Origin of the sequence: Cryptosporangium arvum DSM 44712 (genome assembly GCF_000585375.1) — a bacterium.
GTDB classification, from domain to species: Bacteria; Actinomycetota; Actinomycetes; order Mycobacteriales; family Cryptosporangiaceae; genus Cryptosporangium; species Cryptosporangium arvum.
The window spans coordinates 2910507-2927032 of sequence record NZ_KK073874.1 but is presented as its reverse complement, the minus strand read 5'-3'; the positions used below and the strand labels follow the sequence as shown (position 1 = coordinate 2927032).

The following is a 16526-nucleotide window of genomic DNA, read 5'->3' as shown; positions in this document are numbered from 1 at the left end:
CATCGTCAGGCACTATCGATGACCGTGGAAGACGGAACTTCTCCGACCCCTGGTTACTGCGCGGATACCGGCACCGACTACGACGTGTCGCAGTGGGACACGCGGGAGGGCTGCGAGGTCAGGCAGATTCTCGACCGCGTGGCCGACAAGTGGTCGCTGCTGGTCATCGCCCTGCTGGAGCGGCGTACCCTCCGCTTCACCGAGCTGCGCCGTGCGATCGACGGCGTGAGTCAGCGGATGCTCGCGCGCACGCTGCGTCACCTGGAGCGCGACGGGCTGGTCAGCCGCACCGTGTACGCCACCGTGCCCCCGCGCGTCGACTACCGGCTCACCGACCTGGGCTGCACGCTGCACGAGACGATCAAGTCGCTGGTCACCTGGACCGAGGCGCACCAGAGCGAGATCGCCACCGCGCGGGCGACCTACGACCGGCGCACCGCCGCCGAACAGGCCGAGGCCGAACGCGCGGCGGCCGAGCGGGACGCGGTCGCCCGCCGGGTGCTCACCGAACTGGGCTAGGGCGTGTTTGAAAAGCGCTTCGTTCGTTGGGTGATGCGTGGCTCGTGGTGATCTGACGAATGCGGAGTGGGAAGTCTTGTCGGCGGTGTTGCCGTCGGCTAAGCCGGGTGGTCGGCCGCCGCGTTCGCGGCGGCAGGTCATTGATGGGATCCGGTGGCGGGTGAGGACCGGGGCGCCGTGGCGGGACCTGCCCGAACGGTATGGGCCGTGGGAGACCGCGTATGCGCTGTTCCGGGACTGGCAGCGGGACGGGACCTGGGCGCGCATCGTGTCCGATCTGCAGTCCCGCGCCCAGGCCCGGGGGCTGATCACCTGGGACGTGTCCGTCGACTCCACCGTGGTCCGGGCTCACCAGCACGCCGCGGGCGCCCGTAAAAGGGGGTCGATCAGAAACAACCGCCGGGAGGGTGCACCGCAGAGCCCAACGACCATGGTCTGGGACGGTCACGCGGCGGGTTGAGCACCAAGATCCATCTCGCGGCCGAGGGCGGACAGCGTCCGCTGTCGCTGCTGGTCACCGCCGGGCAGGCCGGAGACGCGCCGCAGTTCCAGCCGGTGATCGACGCGATCGGTGTCCCCGGTCGAGTCGGCAGGCCCAGGACACGGCCGGCGCGGGTCCTAGCCGATAAGGCCTACGGATCCCGCGCCAACCGCGTCTACCTGCGCCGACGCGGAATCCGCGCCACCATCCCCGAACCAGCCGACCGGTTGGCCCACCGCCGACGTCGCGGCAGCGCCGGCGGCCGCCCACCGACGTTCAACGCCGAGACCTACAAGCAGCGCCACGCGGTCGAGTGCGGGATCAACCGCCTCAAGCGCTACCGGGCGGTCGCGACTCGCTACGACAAACTCGCCGTCCGCTTTCTCACGACGCTGCACATCGCCGCGATCAACGAATGGCTACGGTGACCAGCTTTTCAAACAGGCCCTAGGCGTGCGGCCCTCCCAGGCGGCCCAGAGCTCGGCGTAGCGGCCGCCGGAGGCCACCAGCTCGGCGTGCGAGCCGGTCTCGGCGATCCGGCCGTGTTCGAGCACGACGATCCGGTCCGCGGACGCCGCCTGGGTCAGCCGGTGCGCGACGACGAGCGTCGTCCGGCCGGTCGTGGCCGCGGCCGCGGACTCCTCCAGGTCGCGGGCCCCGGCGCTCCCCGCCTCCGCGGTGGCCTCGTCGAGGATCGCGATCGCCGGGTCGAGCAGCACGAGCCGGGCCAGCGCCAGCTGCTGCGCCTGGGCCGGGGTCAGCTCGTGGCCGCCCTCGCCGACCGGCGTGTCGAGCCCCTGTTCCAGCGCCGCCGCCCACCCGAGCGCCCCGACCGCCGCCAGCGCCGCCGACGCCCCCTCCCGGGACGCCCCCGGCGCCGCCAGCCGCAGGTCCTCCAGCAGCGTTCCGGCGAAGACGTGGGTCTCCTGGCTGATGATCGCCACGTGCCGACGGGGGTCGGGCAGTGAGTCGACCGGCACCCCGCCGATCGACGCCACCCCGCGGGTCGGACGGAGCGAGCCGGCTGCGATCAGCGCCAGCGTCGACTTCCCGGCCCCGGTGGAGCCGACCAGCGCGACCCGCTCCCCCGGCTCGACCCGGAGCCCGACGCCGAACAGCACCTGGGCCGCCCCGTCGTAGCTGAAGTCGATTCCGGACAGCTCGAGCGACGCGTCGGCCGGTTCGGCCCCGGCCGCCGGGGACGTCTCCGGCTCCATGTCGACGACGCCCACCAGCCGCGCCAGGCTCGCGCCGCCGGCCTGGATGTCGTCGAAGCTGAACAGCAGCATGCCGATCGGGTTGAACAGCCGGTGGAACAGCACCGCGGCGGCCGACGTCTCACCGACCGTGACCGCACCCGAGTCGACCAGGAAGAAGCCGGCGACCAGGATCGCGGACAGGCCGATGAACTCGGCCCGGTTGACCCGGCCGACGAACCGGGTGAACAGGTCGAAGAGCGAGACGAGCACGTCGCGGGCCCGCACCGAGGCCTGGTCGATCTCGGTGAGGTGCCGCTGCTCCAGCCGGTAGGCGTGCACGGTAGGCAGCCCCTGCGCGCTGTCGACGAGCAACTGCCCGCGCTCGGCCACCGCCTCGCGCTCGGCCCGGTACCCCGGCGCCGACCGCGGCAGGTACCAGCGCAGCGCGAACGTGTAGGCGGGCACGGCCAGCGCACCGGCGAGCCCGAGCCGCCAGTCGATCCCGGCCATCGCCACCAGCGACAGCGTCCCGAGCAGCACCGACCAGACCAGGTTCGGCACGGTCTGGGTGACCGCGCTGCCGATCGCGGCCACGTCGGCCCCGACCCGGGACAGCAGGTCGCCCTTGCCTGCCCGTTCCAGGACCGGCGTCGGCAGCGTGAGCGCCCGGTCGACGACCTGCTCGCGCAGGTCGGCGAGGATCCGGCCGCAGAGGCGGGCGATCAGGACCAGCGACAGGCCCATCGCGCCGCCGGAGACCACCGCGGCGAGCAGGACCACGACCGACACCTGGACGATCACCCCGGTCGAGGCGTCGGCACGGACCTGGTCGACGAGGTAACCGAGCGTGTACACCGGCACGATCGACGAGGCCGCGGCGACCAGGCCGACGACGAGCGTCAGCAGCCCTTCGGCCTTGCGTACCCGGAGCTCGGCCCAGAGCCAGGCGCCCGTCCGCCGGGCGGTGGCGACGGGGAGGATCACCGCAGGACCGCCTTCCGATAGGCGTCGTGGGACCCCAGCGAGGTGTGGGTCCCGGTGGCGACGATCCGGCCGCCGTCGAGCATCACGACGCGGTCGGTGATCGCCATCAGCGCCGGGCTGCTCGCCACCAGCACGGTCGTGAGCCCGGCGCGCTGCGCCCGGATGCCCTGCGCGATGACGTGCTCGGTGACCGAGTCCATCGCGGTCGTCGGGTCGTGCAGCACGAGCACCTGCGAGCGCACCAGCAGGGCCCGGGCGAGCGCGACCCGCTGGCGCTGCCCGCCGGAGAGGTTCGCGCCGCGTTCGACGACGACGTGGCCGAGCCCGTCGGGGTGCGCGCCGATCACCTCGTCGGCGGCGGAGCTGCGCAGTACGGCGTCCCAGTGGTCGCGGTCGGTCGTACCGGCGGCGATGTTCGCCTCGATCGTGCCGCCGAACAGGTCGGACTTGTGCGGTTGCACGAGCAGCGCGCCGCGCGCGGCGGCGGAGTCGAGCTCGTGCAGCGGATGCCCCGCGAGCAGCGCGCGGCCCGCGTACTCCCCGGGCGCGACCCGGCCGGAGAGCAGCCGCACCAACGCCTCGCCCTCGGCCGGCTGGGTCGCGACGACGCCGAGCACCTCGCCCGGTTCGACCAGGAGGTCCAGCTCCAGCGGGCCGTAGCGCAGGCCGGCCAGCTCGACCGCGCACGGCCCAGCGGGCAGCGGGGCCGACGCGGCGGGCAGCAGCGGCGGCGCGTCCACGACCGCCGCGACCCGCCCCGCGGACGCCCGCGCCGACGCCACCCAGCTGGGGATCAGCGCGAGCAGCCCGAACGGTTCGATCAGGAACTGCGCCAGGCCGATGACCGTGATCAGCTCGCCGACCGTGATCCGGCCGGTGAGCGCGAACCACCCGGCCAGGATCGCCACCCCGCACGCCTGCACCGTCGAGAGCGTCGTCGACGCGGCCAGGTACGCACCCTGGGTGCGGGCGGCACGCAGCGTGGCGGCCAGCGAACGCCGGCTCACCTCGGAGTAGCGTGCCGACGCCGCCCGCTCGGCCCCGATGCCGCGCAGCGGACGCACCCCGCTGACCAGATCGGTGGCGAGCGACGTCGCCCGGCCGGCCAGTTCCTGCTGGCTGGCGACCCGCTCGGTGATGCGCGGCGAGACCAGCTGCAGCACACCGAGCACGATCGGGGTGCAGACCAGCACCAGCAGCCCGAGCGGCACCGAGACGACGAGCAGCGCCGCCGCGGACACGACCGTGGCGACGACCGCGCCGGCGATCCGCGGCAGGTAGTCCAGCAGCTCCGCGGTGTTGTCCGCGTCCGACGTCGACACCGTGAGCAGTTCACCGGCCGGGAGATCGGTCGTGATGCCGCGCGGGTCGAGGATCTTCGCCGAGACCTCCATCCGCAGCCGGTGGGCCTCCTCGGCGATCGAGCGGACGAGTTGCCGCGCGCCGAACCGGTAGGCCAGCGTCAGGGCCAGGAACAGCCCGGCCAGCGCGCCGATCCAGCCGGCGAGGTTGCCCCGGTCGCCGGTGGCCACCGCGGTGTCGACGATCACGCCGATCAGGATCGGCACCGCCGTCTCGCAGATCTGGTGCGCGCTGACCAGCAGGGTGCCGATCGCCAGCCGGCGCCGGTTGCGGGAGACGGCCCGGGCGAGAACGCGGTTCCCCGGCTCGGCCATGCGGTTCCTTCCGTGGGGGGAGAACTCAGGACGCCATGCTCTCCCGCAGGCTGCGCGGGCGGAGATCGGTCCAGTTCTCCTCGACGTAGGCCAGGCAGTCGGCCCGGCTCGCGCCGCCGTCGGCACCGAACACGACCCGCCACCCGTCGGGCACCGCGGCGAACGTCGGCCAGAGCGAGTGCTGGTCCTCGTCGTTGACCAGGACGCTGAACAGGCCGTTCTCGTCGTCGAAGGGGTTGGTCGACATGAGGGGTCCTTTCTTAGGTGAGCCTTGCTTAAGATAGCCCAGCCGGATGCTGGGTACGAGGCGCAATCAGGAGGCTGTATGCGGGTCGTCATGTTCGGTTACCAGACCTGGGGGCACCGGACGCTCAAGGCCTTGCTGGACTCCGACCACGAGGTGGTGACGGTCGTCACCCATCACCCCGGCGGGGGTGTGTACGAGCGGGTGTGGTCCGACTCGGTCGCCGACCTGGCCGCGGCACACGACGTACCGGTGCTGTTACGCGACCGCCCGGACGACGACGAGCTGTACGAGGCGCTGCGTGCGCTCGAGCCCGACGTCTTCGTCGCGAACAACTGGCGCACCTGGATCCCGCCGCGCATCTTCGAGCTCCCCCGGCTCGGGACGCTCAACATCCACGACGCGCTGTTGCCGGCATACGCCGGTTTCTCGCCGCTGATCTGGGCGTTGATCAACGGCGAACCCGAGGTGGGGGTCACCGCCCACCTGATGGACGCGACGCTGGACGCCGGCCCGATCGTCGCGCAGCGGGCGATCGGCGTGGGGCCGAAGGACACCGCGACCGACCTGTTCCACGCGACGCTGGAGCTGATCGAGCCGATCCTGCTCGACGCGCTGGCCGAGCTGGCGAGCGGACGCACCGACTTCCCGCTCCAGGACCGCTCCAAGGCCAGCTTCTTCCACAAGCGGTCCGAGGTGGACATCCGGATCGACTGGACCTGGTCGGCCGAGGAGCTCGAACGGCTCGTGCGGGCCCAGTCGGCGCCGTACCCGGCCGCGTTCTGCTACCACGGCACCGAGCGGCTGGAGATCCTCGCCGCCGACGTCTCCGAGGCGGTGTACGGCGGGACACCCGGGCGGATCTTCTACCGCGAGGGCGACGGGGTGGCGATCGTCGCCGGCGCCGACGCGCGCCGCGGCCGCAACCGTGCGCTGCTGGTGCGCACGGTCCGGACCGCGGAGGGCAAGGAGCTCTCCGCGCCGGAGTACTTCACCCGGATGGGCGGCTACCTGAGTTAGGCGAGCGCGCCGAGCACCACCCGCTCGGACATCAGCAGGTAGTCGTGCAGGAGGTCGGCCGCCGGGCCGGCCTCCCCGGCTTCGTACGCGGCGGTGATCTCGGCGTTGCGGGCGACGAACGGGCGGTGCAGCGTCTCCGCGTCGGCGGTGACGAACGCCAGCCGCAGCTCCGCGGTCAGCTGCTTCATCCACTGGTTGAGCCGCGGGCTGCCGGCCAGCGCGATGATCTGCTCGTGGAAGTGCATGTTGGCGGTGCCGACGGCCTGCCACGCGTTCGCCCTGGCGTGCCGCTCGGCCTCGTCGACCGCCGCGCGCAGTCCCTCCGCGCGCGGCGGGTCGACCGGGGCCTGCCGGAGCGCGGTGCACTCCAGCAGCGTGCGCACCCGGTAGATGTCGGCGATCTGCGCGGCGGTCAGCGTCGCGACGAACACCCCGCGGTGCGGGATGCGGACCAGCAGCCCTTCCTCGATCAGCGTGCTGAACGCCTCCCGCAGCGTGTTGCGTGACACGCCGAGCGGGCCGGTCAGCGACGCCTCGGAGAGCTGGGTGCCCGGCGTGAGGTGCCCCGCGGTCACCCGCTCGCGGAGCTCGGCCACCGCTCGGGCCGCCGATCCGGCGCGGAGAACCATCGTCATGGGGCCCAGTGAACCACTCAGGGGCGCTCGAGGAAGTCGGTGGCCAGCGCGAACCGCACGGTCCGGCCCGGCCGGGCCTGGCCGAGCCGGTCGGTGTCGCGGGGGTGGACGACCGCGATCACCGGGTATCCGCCGGTGAGCGGGTGGTCGGCGCCGAAGACGATCGGCTGCCCGTCCGGCGGCACCTGCACCGCCCCGCGGACGACGCCCTCGCTCGACAGTTCACCCGCGCGCGAGCGCGCCAGCGGCGGACCGGAGAGCCGGACGCCGACCGAGTCGCTCGCCGGGGCGACGGTGTACTCGGCGGTGAGGAACGCGGCGATCGCCGGGCCGGTGAACCAGTCGTCGCGGGGCCCGAGGTCGACGGTGGCGACCAGCGGCGTCGCGAGATCCGGTGCTTCGCGACCCGGTGCACCCGCGCCCGCCGCCGCGCCGATCGGGAGGATGTCGCCGGGGCGGGGTACCGGCGGGCCGACGCCGCCGAGCGCGTCGGTGGACCGGGACCCGAGCACCGGTGGCACCGCGATCCCCCCGGCCACCGCGAGGTAGCCGCGCAGCCCGTGCCGCGGGGTCGTCACCTCCACCGGCACGTCCGGCGCGACGTCCACCGCCTGCCCGGAGGGCACCTCGGTGACCCCCACCAGCAGCGTCGCGTCGGTGCCGGTCAGCGCCACCACGGCCGGGCCGTCGAACCGGACGACGAGCCCACCGAGCAGGCACTCGAACACCGCCGCGCCGGCCGGGTTGCCGACCAGCCGGTTCGCCGCCGCATACGCGCCGCGGTCGACCGGCCCGGACGGCGCGACGCCGTACCCGGCGTACCCGCTGCGCCCCGTGTCCTTGAGCACGACCCGGGGTCCGGTCCGCACCACGGTCATCCGCATGCGTTTACCGGCCGGAAGCGCACGCGTACCCCGGGCCCGAGCAGCGCCGGTGGATCGCGCTCGACGTCCCACAGGCGGATCGAGGTCCGTCCGATCAGCTGCCAGCCGCCCGGTGTGTCGGCCGGGTAGACCGCGGAGAACCCGCCGGCCAGCGCGACCGCCCCGGCCGGGATCCGGGTCCGCGGCGTGGCCAGGCGCGGCACGTCCAGCCGCGGATCGCCGCCGGCCAGGTAGGCGAACCCGGGCGCGAACCCGGCGAACGCCGCCGTCCACGGCGACCCGGTGTGCCGGGCGACCACCTCGTCCGGGGTGACGCCGAGGTGCTCCGCGACGCCGGCCAGGTCGTCGCCGTCGTAACGCACCGGGATCTCGACCGCGCCGCGGTCGACGGGCCGGCGCTCGTCCACGGTCAGCCCGGCGATCCGGTCGCGCACGAGCGCCGGTGACGTGACGCCCGGGTCGAGCCGGACCAGCACGGTGCGCGCGGCCGGCACGAGGTCCAGGACACCGGGGAGGCCCGCGGCACGCACGCTCTCGTACAGGGCGAGCGCCGCGTCCAGGTCGGCGACCTCGACCAGTACCGCTTCGCGTCCGCACCGGCGGAACCGCATCAGACCTGGTACTCGTGGTCGGGGACGTCGGTGACGAACATGTGCCCGGGCGCGTGGGTCACCGCGTACGGCACCGCCGAGGCCATCACCGCGGCCTGGGGCGTGACCCCGCAGGCCCAGAACACTGGGAGCTCTCCCGGGCGCACCTCGACCGGATCGCCGAAGTCGGGCCGGCCGAGGTCCTCGATGCCGAGCGCGGCCGGGTCGCCGATGTGGACCGGCGCCCCGTGCACCGCCGGGAACCGTCCGCTGATCCGGACGGCGTCGGCGATCCGGTCGGCCGGGACCGGCCGCATCGAGACCACCAGCTCGCCGCGGAGGCGGCCGGCCGGGCGGCACGGCCGGTCGGTGCGGTACATCGGGACGTTGCACCCGGCCGACACGTGCCGGACGTCGATGCCCGCGGCCAGCAGCGGCGCCTCGAAGGTGAAGCTGCAGCCGATCAGGAACGCGACCAGGTCGTCACGCCAGGCCTCGGTCGCGTCGCCGACCTCGCGCACGAGTTCGCCGTCGCGCCAGACGCGGTAGAGCGGGAGATCGGTGCGCAGGTCGGCGCCGGGGGCGAGCACCGTGGACGGGCTCCCGGGGTCGCCGACGTCGAGCACCGGGCACGGGCGTGGGTTGCGCTGCGCGTAGAGCAGCATGTCCCAGGCCCAGTCGCGGGGCAGCGCGATCAGGTTGGCCTGCGCCATCCCCGGCGCCAGCCCGGCGGTGGGCCGGACGAGCCCACCGCGGAACTCCGAGCGCAGTTCGCCCGCGGCGCTCACGTGAACGACCTGACCGTCAGGCCGGCCGACTCCAGTGCGTCGCGGACGGCCCGCGCCATCCCGACCGCGCCCGGGGAGTCGCCGTGGACGCAGAGCGAGTCGGCACGGACCGTCACCACGCTGCCGTCGATCGCGTCCAGCTCGCCCCGGGTGACCAGGCGGACCATCCGCGCGGCCACCAGGTCCGGGTCGTGCAGCACCGCGCCGGGCTCCCGGCGCGACACCAGGGTTCCGGCCGGGGTGTAGGCCCGGTCGACGAACGCCTCGGCGACCGTGCGCAGCCCGGCCCGCTCCGCCGCCGCCAGGAACACCGACCCGGGCAGCCCCAGCACCGGCAGGCTCGCGTCGAAGCGGGTGACGGCCTCCACCACGGCGGCGGCCTGCTGCTCGTGGTGCACGATCGTGTTGTAGAGCGCCCCGTGCGGCTTCACGTACCGCACCCGCCCTCCCGCGACCCGGGCCAACCCCTCCAGTGCCCCGAGCTGGTAGAGCAGGTCGGCGACGAGGTCGGCCGACTCGTAGTCGATGAACCGGCGGCCGAAGCCGGGCAGGTCGCGGTAGCCCACCTGGGCTCCGATCACGACACCGGCGGCCACCGCGCGCTCGCACGTGGACAACAGCGTCCTCGGGTCGCCGGCGTGGAACCCGCACGCCACGTTCGCGCTCGTCACCACGTCCAGCACCGCGGCGTCGTCACCGAGGCGCCAGGTGCCGAAGCTCTCGCCGAGGTCGCTGTTCAGGTCGATGTCCATGAGCTCACGCCACCAGGTAGTCGAAGATGGTCCGGACCGAGACCACGCCCATGTACCACGTCACGACGGCCACGAGCGCGCCCAGCACCAGCAGCCACGCCGGGTGGCGGTGGCCGCCGAGCACGTCGCGCCGCCGCCAGGCCGCGTACAGCAGGATCGTGAAGCCGATCGGCAGGATGAGGCCGTTGAAACCGCCGGCGAAGACCAGCAGTGCCGCCGGCGCGGTGCCGATGAGCAGGTAGATCACGGTGGTCACGGCGATGAACGCGACGGTGGCCCAGGCCCGAGGCCGGGGTGGGTTCAGCCGCGCCGAGAACGCGTCGAAGAACGACACCGACGTGTACGCCGCGCCGACGACCGAGCTGATCGCCGCCGCCCAGAGCACGAGCCCGAACGCGCGCCGGCCGAACTCGCCCGCCGCCGCCCGGAAGGCGTCGGCGGTCGCGTTCCCGGCCGTGTCGAGCACGACGCCCGACGCGACCACGCCGAGGATCGCGAGGAACAGCAGGAACCGCATGAGCCCGGTGACCGCGATGCTGGCCAGCGCGCCGCGGGTGACCTCACCGACGTGCTCCGGGCCGGTCGTGCCGCTGTCCAGGAGCCGGTGCGCCCCCGAGTACGTGATGTACCCGCCGACCGTGCCGCCGATGATCGTCGTGATCGCGGCGAAGTCGATCGTGTCCGGCCGGAACGTCTGCCGGAGCGCGTCCCCGACCGGCGGCCCGGAGGCGATCGCGACGTAGAGCGTCAGCCCGATCATCAGCAGGCCGAGCACGATCAGCACCCGGTCCATGGCCGCGCCGGCGCGCTTGACCGCGAACAGGACGATCGCCAGCGCGGCCGAGAGCAGGCCGCCGATCTTCGGTTCGAGCCCGAGCGCGGCGTTCAGGCCGAGCCCCGAGCCGGCCACGTTGCCGATGTTGAAGACCAGCCCACCGGCGATGATCAGCGCGGCCAGCAGGTAGCCGGCGCCCGGCACGACGGCGTTGGCGATCTGGTGCGCGCGCTGACCGCTGAGCGTGATGATCCGCCAGACGTTCATCTGGACGACGAAGTCGATCAGGATCGAGACCAGGATGCCGAACGCGAACGCGGCGCCGAGCGTCACGGTGAACGTCGTGGTCTGGGTGATGAAACCCGGGCCGATGGCGCTCGTCGCCATCAGGAAGATCGCGCCGAGCAGCGCGGAACGCCGGGTCTTGCGGTCGGGAAGAGTTTCGCTGGCCACGGTGCGCTCCTCGAGTCGAGGGCCGATGGTGCGCGGGTGCCGATCACCGTACGAGATTGTTGAACAATCTGGCAAGCATTGTTCAACAATTCGCGCAACGTATTGCCTGTAGTATCGTCATACAATGATTGATGCGCTGCCGCGGGACTTCGACCGACTGCTCCGCGGCGCGATCGACCTCCACGTCCACGGTTACCCCGATCTCTCCGCCGGGATGCTCGACCGCGGGGACGACCGGCAGGTCGCGCGGCTGGCGTCGGAGTACGGCATGGCGGGGTGGGTGCTCAAGTCGCATCTCTGGCCCACGACGGACCGGGCCCGGGCGCTGAGCGTCCCCGGGTTCGAGGTCCACGGCAGCATCACGCTCAATCCCCCGGTCGGCGGCGTGGAGCCCGGCGTCGTCGAACTCGCCGCCGCGCACGGCGCCCGGGTGGTCTTCCTGCCCACCTGGGGCGCCGCCGCCGACGTCGAGCGCGGCGGGTACATCGCCACGCGGCTCGGGCGCATCGCGCCGTCGTTCGGCGACTACGCCGCACGCACCGCGATCGCCCTCTGCGGTCCGGACGGCGCTCTGACCGGCCGGACCAGGGCGGTGGTCGACACCTGCCGCGCGCTGGACCTCGCGCTCGCCACCGGGCACGCGTCCCCGCGCGAGAGCCTCGCGGTCGCGGAGTACTGCGCGGCGATCGGTCAGCGCCTCCTGATCACCCATCCGCTGCACTACACGAGGGATCTGCGTGAGTACGTCGCGCTGGGCGCGTTCGTCGAGTTCTGCAACGCCCCGCTGGTACACCCGGACGCGCACCTCACCCTTCGCGACGTCCACGCGGCACTCGAGACCGTCGGCCCCGACCACGCCGTCCTCACCACCGACGTGTTCTCGCGCTGGGTGCCGCCCGAACCCGAGTGCCTGCGCATGTTCGTCGAGCAACTCGCCTACCTCGGCTGGACCGCCGAGCAGCTCCACACGATGGTCTCCACCAATCCCCGCGCGTTCCTGGGAGTGACGGCATGAGAATCGACGAGGTCGACCCCGCGGACCTGTCCGCCGACCAGCGGCCCCTCTACGACCTCTACACCACCGGGCGCCGGGTCGCCCCGGGCAGCCCGTTCACGCTGGTCGGCCCGGACGGGCGGCTGCAGGGCCCGGCGGCGATCTGGATCACCCACCCGACGTTCGGCACCGCGCTGCAGCAGCTCGGCAGCACGGTCCGCTGGGGCTCGGCGCTGCCCGCGCGGGCCCGGGAGATCGCGATCCTGCTCGTCGGCCACCACCACCGGAGCGAGTTCGAGCTGTACGCCCATCGGCTGGCCGGTGCCGCGTCCGGGTTGAGCCCGGACGACCTGACCGCGCTGTCCGAGGGCCGCGAGCCGGCCGGCGCCACCGACGTCGAATCCGGCGTCTTCCGCGCCACCACGTCGATGCTCGCCACCGGCACCCTGACCGACGACGAGTTCCGCGACGCGACCGGGGTGCTCGGCGCGCCCGGCCTGCTCGAGCTGACCACGATCGTCGGCTACTACAACCTGGTCGCCCTGCAGCTCGCGGTCTTCGACGTCCGGCCGCCGGCATGAGCCATTCGATCTGGATCCTCGAGTACGGCTACGTCGACCGGTTCCCCGCCAGCAACCTCTTCGCCGCGCAACCGAACGCGGGACACCGCCGGATGCCGTACTGCTTCGGGCTGGTCCGGTCGCAGGACCGGTGCGTGCTCGTCGACACCGGGTTCGCCGACCCCGCGATCTCCGAACGGCTCACCGCCAAGTACGGCGACACCCGCTGGGCCCACCCGGTCGACGTCCTGGCCCGGGTCGGGGTGTCGGCGGACGAGGTCGACACGATCCTGCTGACCCACAACCACTTCGACCACGCCGGGTGCGTCGACGCGTTCCCGGGCGCGCACGTCTGGATCCAGCGGCGCGAGATCGACAACTACCTGGCCGCGGTGCGCCGGCCGGCCCGGTTCGAGTTCCTGACCCGCTCGTGCCAGGCCGACCTGCCCCAGCAGCTGGCCACCCGGCCGGCCACCCTCGTCGACGGCGTCGCGAGCCCCGCGCCCGGGATCGAGCTGCGGCCGGCCCACGACACCCACACCGCCGGCTCCCAGGTGGTCGTGGTCGACGACACCTGGGTGTTCGCCGGGGACAACGTCTACAGCTACGAGAACCTCGAGGGGCTCTCCGGCGACGGCGTCCTCGCCCCGATCGCGATGACGACCGGCAGCGCCGCCGGCTGGCTCGACTTCGCCGACGCCATGCTGCGCGGCGTCGGCGGCGACACCCGCCGGGTGCTGCCGTTCCACGAAGCCGGCGTCTGGGACCGCTTCCCCTCCGCCACGTGGGACGACGGTCTGCACGTGGCGGAGGTGTCGCTGGCCGGAGGGCACGTCAGCGTAGTCCCCAGCGGTCCAGGAACCGGGTCGTGAGCGCGTAGGCCAGGTGCCCGCCCGGCCACTGGGTCACGTTGTGGCCGGCCGCGTCGTGGTAGTAGTTGTGGCATCCGGCGTCCATCGCCGACGCGGTCGACGCCATCCGCCGGTCGATCCACGCGGTGAAGCGCCGCGCCGCCTCCGGCGACGTGTCGAGGCTGGCCCGGCGGGTGCGCTCGAGCCGTCGCACGGCACGCACGACGACCTCGGCCTGCCGTTCGAGCTGCGCGATGACCGAGACGCCACCGTTGGTGTTCGGCCCGTAGAGGATGAAGAAGTTGGGGAACCCGGGCACGGTGATGCCCAGGAACGCCGCGGCCCGCTCGCGCCAGACGTCGTGGATGCTGCGCCCGTCCCGGCCCTTCACGTCCAGGCTGGCCAGGAACCGCGTCGGCTGGAAACCGGTGCTCAGGATCAGCACGTCGGCGGGGTGGGTGACGCCGGTCGCGTCGACGACGCCGGTGGGGGTCACCCGGCTCACCGCGTGCGGCACCAGCGCGACGTCGTCCCGGTTGAGCGAGGAGTAGAAGGTGGACGAGAGCACCGGCCGCTTGCAGCCCCACGGGTAGTCCGGGGTCACCGCTTCCCGGGTCTCGGGCGCGTCGATCGTGGCCGCGATGAACCGCCGGCACACCTCACGCATGCGCCGCTGACGCCGCGACCCGGTGTCGTAACCCTTGAACCGCCGGTTTCCCTTGTGGAAGATCCAGGCCCGGTTGAGCTTCTGGGCCAGCGGGACGTGGCGGTACACCCACCGCTCCCGCGGGCTGAACTCACGTTCGTTCTTCGGCTCGATCCAGCCGGGCTGACGCTGGAAGACGTGCACCTTCGCGGCCGCCGGAGCGATCGCCGGGACGATCTGCACCGCGGTCGAGCCGGTGCCGACGATCGCGACCGACTTGCCGGTCAGGTCGTGCTCCTCCCAGCGCGAGGTGTGGAAACACGGGCCGGCGAACGTGTCGAGCCCGGGCCAGTCGGGGTAGCGGGGCACGCTGAGCAGGCCGAGCGCCGAGACAACGACGTCGAACTCCTCGGTGTCGCCGTGTTCGGTCGAGAGCACGTACGTGTTCGTCGACTCCTCCCACACCAGGTCGGTCACCCGGGTGTTCAGGCGCAGCAGGGGGCGCAGCCCGAAGCGGTCCACCACGTGCTCGGCGTACTCGAGCAGCTCGGCCTGGGTCGCGTGGGTACGCGGCCAGTCGTAGCGGAGGAACGAGAACGAGTAGGCGTGCGAGTGCACGTCGACCTCGCACCCGGGGTAGCGGTTGTCGAACCAGGTCCCGCCGACCCCGGCGGACTGCTCGAAGATCGTGACCGTCGCCGACGTCCGGCGGCGGAGTTTGATCGCGGCCGCGATCCCGCCGAGACCGGCGCCGATGATCGCGACCCTCATCGGGGCGCCGGGTAATCGTCCGCGTTGAACACCCACCCCTCCTTCGCCGAGAAGTCGAAACGCGGGGGCGAGAAGATGTCGACCAGATGGTTGGTCCCGGGCCCGACGGCCTCGCTGGTGTGCACCGACGGCGGCGGGATCACGGTCACCGCCGGGGCGGACACCGTGCGGTGCTCGTCCTCGCGCCAGTTCGCCTTGTTCGTCGTCCACGGCCAGCGGATGTGGTGCACGTACTCCCCCGCCAGCACCAGTGAGCACTGCTCGAAGTCGTCGTGGTGGTGGGGGGAGAGCTTCGCGGGGTCGCGCGGGCCCTGCTTGGGATCGATGAAGTTCACCATGAACGTCGTGCAGCGGTAGAGCCGGAACGCCGGGTTCGCCAGCGGCGGCACGGTCAGGTCGTAGCTGCGGACGCGGTAGCCGCCCGGCGGCTCGGGCCAGGGCTCGAACGGCGGGATGTTCTCGTGCGGTCGCGTGTAGGACTCCGCGTTGGCGGCGAGCGCGGCGACGTCGTCCGACTTCGTCGTCAGCAGGCGGATCACCCGCCCCCGGCCGGTGACCGTCACCGTGCTGTCGCCCGGCGGCACGACCAGCATCGTGCGGCCGTTCGCCGTGACCTCCTCGGCGCCGGCCCGGACGGTCGCGGCGAGCGTGTCGTCGGTCAGCAGCACGACGTACTCGTCGGGCTGCCCGTCACGCGAGAACGTGAGCGCGCCGTCCACCTCGGAGTAGCCCACCACGAAGTTCTGGCCGCGGGCGTACCAGGTCGAATCGTCGGTGGGAGGCAGGTCGCGGAACTCGACGTGCTCGGAGCCGGAGACGCGGTCCGGCGCCGCTCCCGAACTGGTCGGCAGCGTGGAACGCAGGTCGGTGGGGTCATACGCCATGAGACGCTCCTTCTTCGAGTTGCCGGACGACCGACGTCGCCGCGGTGCGCAGCAGGCTCGTGTCGTTGCTGACCATCACGAACCGGTAGCCGCGGTCGGCGGCCGCGGACGCCTGCGCCGCGGTCGCCACCGCGGTGCCGGCGGGCACCCCGCGCCGGTGCGCGGCGGCGAGTAACCGGTCGACGAGTTCCTGGAGTACGGGATCGGACTCGGGTAGCCCCGACGACAGCTGGAGATCCCCCATGCCGAGGAAGACCCCGTTGAGCCCGGCGACGTCGAGGATCTCGTCGACGGCCTCGATCGCCGCGCGCTCCTCCAGCTGGACGGCGCGCAGCACCTCCTCGTCGCCGAAGCGCAGGTACTCCGCACGCGGAAGGCCGCCCCAGCGCCCGGCCCGCGACGTGATGCCGATGCCGCGCTCACCGGCCGGCGAGAACGTCATCTGACGCACGGCCGCGTCGGCTTCGGCCACCGACGTCACCCGTGGCACCAGGATCCCGTCGACGCCGGTGTCGAGCAGCCGCTGCAGGTGGCTGCCGCTCCGGTCGGGCACGCGGACCAGCACCGACATCCCCGCGCCCTGCGCCGCGACGGTCGCCGCGTACGCGAACTCGAGCGTCAGCGGTGCGTGTTCCTGGTCGATCACGAGGAAGTCGAACCCCGCGTCGGCGAGGATCTCGACCGGCTCGAGCGCCGGGGTCTTGAGCCACGTGCCGTACAGACACCGATCGGCCCGCGCCAGCCGCTGAGCGAAACCCGTTCGTAGCATAACGCTCCCCACCAGGGTTTTGAGGTCGCAAAAATGTAGCATCGTCATACG

Annotated in this window: 18 protein-coding genes; 6 read left to right on the top strand and 12 right to left on the bottom strand. The window is 72.8% G+C overall.

From position 1 onward, the window contains the following. Nucleotides 1–24: 24 nt before the first annotated feature. A complete protein-coding gene (locus CRYAR_RS13685; RefSeq protein WP_342673864.1) occupies nucleotides 25–519 on the top strand; it encodes a winged helix-turn-helix transcriptional regulator in 495 nt (164 codons plus the stop codon). Nucleotides 520–556: 37 nt separating this feature from the next. Then, nucleotides 557–1428, top strand: a protein-coding gene (locus CRYAR_RS45230; RefSeq protein ID WP_169744990.1) for an IS5 family transposase whose coding sequence is annotated in 2 segments (ribosomal slippage) — nucleotides 557–943 and nucleotides 946–1428 — 870 coding nt in all. Because the reading frame shifts where the segments join, the coding sequence is not laid out codon by codon here. Here CRYAR_RS45230 and CRYAR_RS13670 read toward each other — a convergent pair. The 3 genes from CRYAR_RS13670 to CRYAR_RS13660 are packed head-to-tail and all read right to left on the bottom strand — an operon-like array spanning nucleotide 1420 to nucleotide 5106. Beyond that, the gene (locus CRYAR_RS13670) at nucleotides 1420–3183 is read right to left on the bottom strand and encodes an ABC transporter ATP-binding protein (protein WP_035851075.1); all 1764 of its coding nucleotides are present in this window, start codon (nucleotides 3181–3183) and stop codon (nucleotides 1420–1422) included. The genes CRYAR_RS45230 and CRYAR_RS13670 overlap by 9 nt on opposite strands. Further along, nucleotides 3180–4859 (bottom strand): ABC transporter ATP-binding protein, encoded by a 1680-nt coding sequence (locus CRYAR_RS13665; RefSeq protein ID WP_035851074.1) that lies wholly within the window; start codon nucleotides 4857–4859, stop codon nucleotides 3180–3182. The genes CRYAR_RS13670 and CRYAR_RS13665 overlap by 4 nt, the downstream gene beginning before the upstream one ends. Nucleotides 4860–4884: 25 nt before the next feature. Next, on the bottom strand, nucleotides 4885–5106 hold the full coding sequence (locus CRYAR_RS13660; protein ID WP_035851073.1) for an MbtH family protein: 222 nt from the start codon (nucleotides 5104–5106) through the stop codon (nucleotides 4885–4887). 78 nt (nucleotides 5107–5184) lie between these two features. Here CRYAR_RS13660 and CRYAR_RS13655 point away from each other — a divergent pair, with 78 nt between their 5' ends. Continuing rightward, nucleotides 5185–6123 (top strand): methionyl-tRNA formyltransferase, encoded by a 939-nt coding sequence (locus tag CRYAR_RS13655; RefSeq protein WP_035851072.1) that lies wholly within the window; start codon nucleotides 5185–5187, stop codon nucleotides 6121–6123. Here the strand turns inward: CRYAR_RS13655 and CRYAR_RS13650 are convergent. The 6 genes from CRYAR_RS13650 to CRYAR_RS13625 are packed head-to-tail and all read right to left on the bottom strand — an operon-like array spanning nucleotide 6120 to nucleotide 11000. Next, a complete protein-coding gene (locus CRYAR_RS13650) occupies nucleotides 6120–6758 on the bottom strand; it encodes a GntR family transcriptional regulator (RefSeq protein ID WP_035851071.1) in 639 nt (212 codons plus the stop codon). The genes CRYAR_RS13655 and CRYAR_RS13650 overlap by 4 nt on opposite strands. A 17-nt stretch (nucleotides 6759–6775) precedes the next feature. Continuing rightward, the gene (locus CRYAR_RS13645) at nucleotides 6776–7642 is read right to left on the bottom strand and encodes a 5-oxoprolinase subunit C family protein (protein ID WP_035851069.1); all 867 of its coding nucleotides are present in this window, start codon (nucleotides 7640–7642) and stop codon (nucleotides 6776–6778) included. Then, entirely contained in the window at nucleotides 7633–8253 is a 621-nt protein-coding gene (locus tag CRYAR_RS13640; RefSeq protein ID WP_035851067.1) for a 5-oxoprolinase subunit B family protein, read from the bottom strand. The genes CRYAR_RS13645 and CRYAR_RS13640 overlap by 10 nt, the downstream gene beginning before the upstream one ends. Further along, nucleotides 8253–9020: a putative hydro-lyase gene (locus tag CRYAR_RS13635; RefSeq protein ID WP_035851065.1), complete on the bottom strand. Its 768-nt coding sequence runs from the start codon at nucleotides 9018–9020 to the stop codon at nucleotides 8253–8255. Before CRYAR_RS13635 ends, CRYAR_RS13640 begins: the two co-directional genes overlap by 1 nt. Beyond that, the gene (locus tag CRYAR_RS13630) at nucleotides 9017–9772 is read right to left on the bottom strand and encodes a LamB/YcsF family protein (protein ID WP_035851062.1); all 756 of its coding nucleotides are present in this window, start codon (nucleotides 9770–9772) and stop codon (nucleotides 9017–9019) included. The genes CRYAR_RS13635 and CRYAR_RS13630 overlap by 4 nt, the downstream gene beginning before the upstream one ends. 4 nt (nucleotides 9773–9776) lie before the next feature. After that, nucleotides 9777–11000 (bottom strand): NRAMP family divalent metal transporter, encoded by a 1224-nt coding sequence (locus tag CRYAR_RS13625; RefSeq protein WP_084700453.1) that lies wholly within the window; start codon nucleotides 10998–11000, stop codon nucleotides 9777–9779. A 124-nt stretch (nucleotides 11001–11124) separates the two neighbouring features. Between CRYAR_RS13625 and CRYAR_RS13620 the strand changes: the two genes are divergently transcribed. From CRYAR_RS13620 to CRYAR_RS13610, 3 genes are read left to right on the top strand one after another with little or no spacing between them, the layout of a single operon-like run. Then, complete coding sequence (locus tag CRYAR_RS13620; protein ID WP_035851059.1) at nucleotides 11125–12015, top strand: DUF6282 family protein; 891 nt, start codon at nucleotides 11125–11127, stop codon at nucleotides 12013–12015. Further along, nucleotides 12012–12575 carry a carboxymuconolactone decarboxylase family protein gene (locus tag CRYAR_RS13615; RefSeq protein ID WP_035851056.1) on the top strand — a complete coding sequence of 188 codons (564 nt, stop codon included), beginning with the start codon at nucleotides 12012–12014 and terminating at the stop codon, nucleotides 12573–12575. The genes CRYAR_RS13620 and CRYAR_RS13615 overlap by 4 nt, the downstream gene beginning before the upstream one ends. After that, a complete protein-coding gene (locus CRYAR_RS13610) occupies nucleotides 12572–13426 on the top strand; it encodes an N-acyl homoserine lactonase family protein (protein WP_035851054.1) in 855 nt (284 codons plus the stop codon). The genes CRYAR_RS13615 and CRYAR_RS13610 overlap by 4 nt, the downstream gene beginning before the upstream one ends. Here CRYAR_RS13610 and CRYAR_RS13605 read toward each other — a convergent pair. Genes CRYAR_RS13605 through CRYAR_RS13595 form a run of 3 tightly spaced genes read right to left on the bottom strand, consistent with a single transcriptional unit; the run spans nucleotide 13389 to nucleotide 16475 of the window. Further along, nucleotides 13389–14822, bottom strand: a complete 1434-nt coding sequence (locus CRYAR_RS13605; protein WP_035851051.1) for a flavin-containing monooxygenase — start codon at nucleotides 14820–14822, stop codon at nucleotides 13389–13391. The genes CRYAR_RS13610 and CRYAR_RS13605 overlap by 38 nt on opposite strands. Then, nucleotides 14819–15706, bottom strand: a complete 888-nt coding sequence (locus tag CRYAR_RS13600; protein WP_035851049.1) for a cupin domain-containing protein — start codon at nucleotides 15704–15706, stop codon at nucleotides 14819–14821. Before CRYAR_RS13600 ends, CRYAR_RS13605 begins: the two co-directional genes overlap by 4 nt. Beyond that, nucleotides 15696–16475, bottom strand: coding sequence for an HpcH/HpaI aldolase family protein (locus CRYAR_RS13595; protein ID WP_035851047.1), 780 nt, complete (start codon nucleotides 16473–16475; stop codon nucleotides 15696–15698). The genes CRYAR_RS13600 and CRYAR_RS13595 overlap by 11 nt, the downstream gene beginning before the upstream one ends. Nucleotides 16476–16526 lie beyond the last annotated feature (51 nt).

Coding starts and splice junctions, on each gene's coding strand:
- CRYAR_RS13665 (WP_035851074.1), bottom strand. CDS start 4,859: ATGGCCGAGCCGGGGAACCGCGTTCTCGCCCGGGCCGTCTCCCGCAAC.
- CRYAR_RS13660 (WP_035851073.1), bottom strand. CDS start 5,106: ATGTCGACCAACCCCTTCGACGACGAGAACGGCCTGTTCAGCGTCCTG.
- CRYAR_RS13655 (WP_035851072.1), top strand. CDS start 5,185: ATGCGGGTCGTCATGTTCGGTTACCAGACCTGGGGGCACCGGACGCTC.
- CRYAR_RS13650 (WP_035851071.1), bottom strand. CDS start 6,758: ATGACGATGGTTCTCCGCGCCGGATCGGCGGCCCGAGCGGTGGCCGAG.
- CRYAR_RS13645 (WP_035851069.1), bottom strand. CDS start 7,642: ATGCGGATGACCGTGGTGCGGACCGGACCCCGGGTCGTGCTCAAGGAC.
- CRYAR_RS13640 (WP_035851067.1), bottom strand. CDS start 8,253: ATGCGGTTCCGCCGGTGCGGACGCGAAGCGGTACTGGTCGAGGTCGCC.
- CRYAR_RS13630 (WP_035851062.1), bottom strand. CDS start 9,772: ATGGACATCGACCTGAACAGCGACCTCGGCGAGAGCTTCGGCACCTGG.
- CRYAR_RS13620 (WP_035851059.1), top strand. CDS start 11,125: ATGATTGATGCGCTGCCGCGGGACTTCGACCGACTGCTCCGCGGCGCG.
- CRYAR_RS13615 (WP_035851056.1), top strand. CDS start 12,012: ATGAGAATCGACGAGGTCGACCCCGCGGACCTGTCCGCCGACCAGCGG.
- CRYAR_RS13610 (WP_035851054.1), top strand. CDS start 12,572: ATGAGCCATTCGATCTGGATCCTCGAGTACGGCTACGTCGACCGGTTC.
- CRYAR_RS13605 (WP_035851051.1), bottom strand. CDS start 14,822: ATGAGGGTCGCGATCATCGGCGCCGGTCTCGGCGGGATCGCGGCCGCG.
- CRYAR_RS13600 (WP_035851049.1), bottom strand. CDS start 15,706: ATGGCGTATGACCCCACCGACCTGCGTTCCACGCTGCCGACCAGTTCG.
- CRYAR_RS13595 (WP_035851047.1), bottom strand. CDS start 16,475: ATGCTACGAACGGGTTTCGCTCAGCGGCTGGCGCGGGCCGATCGGTGT.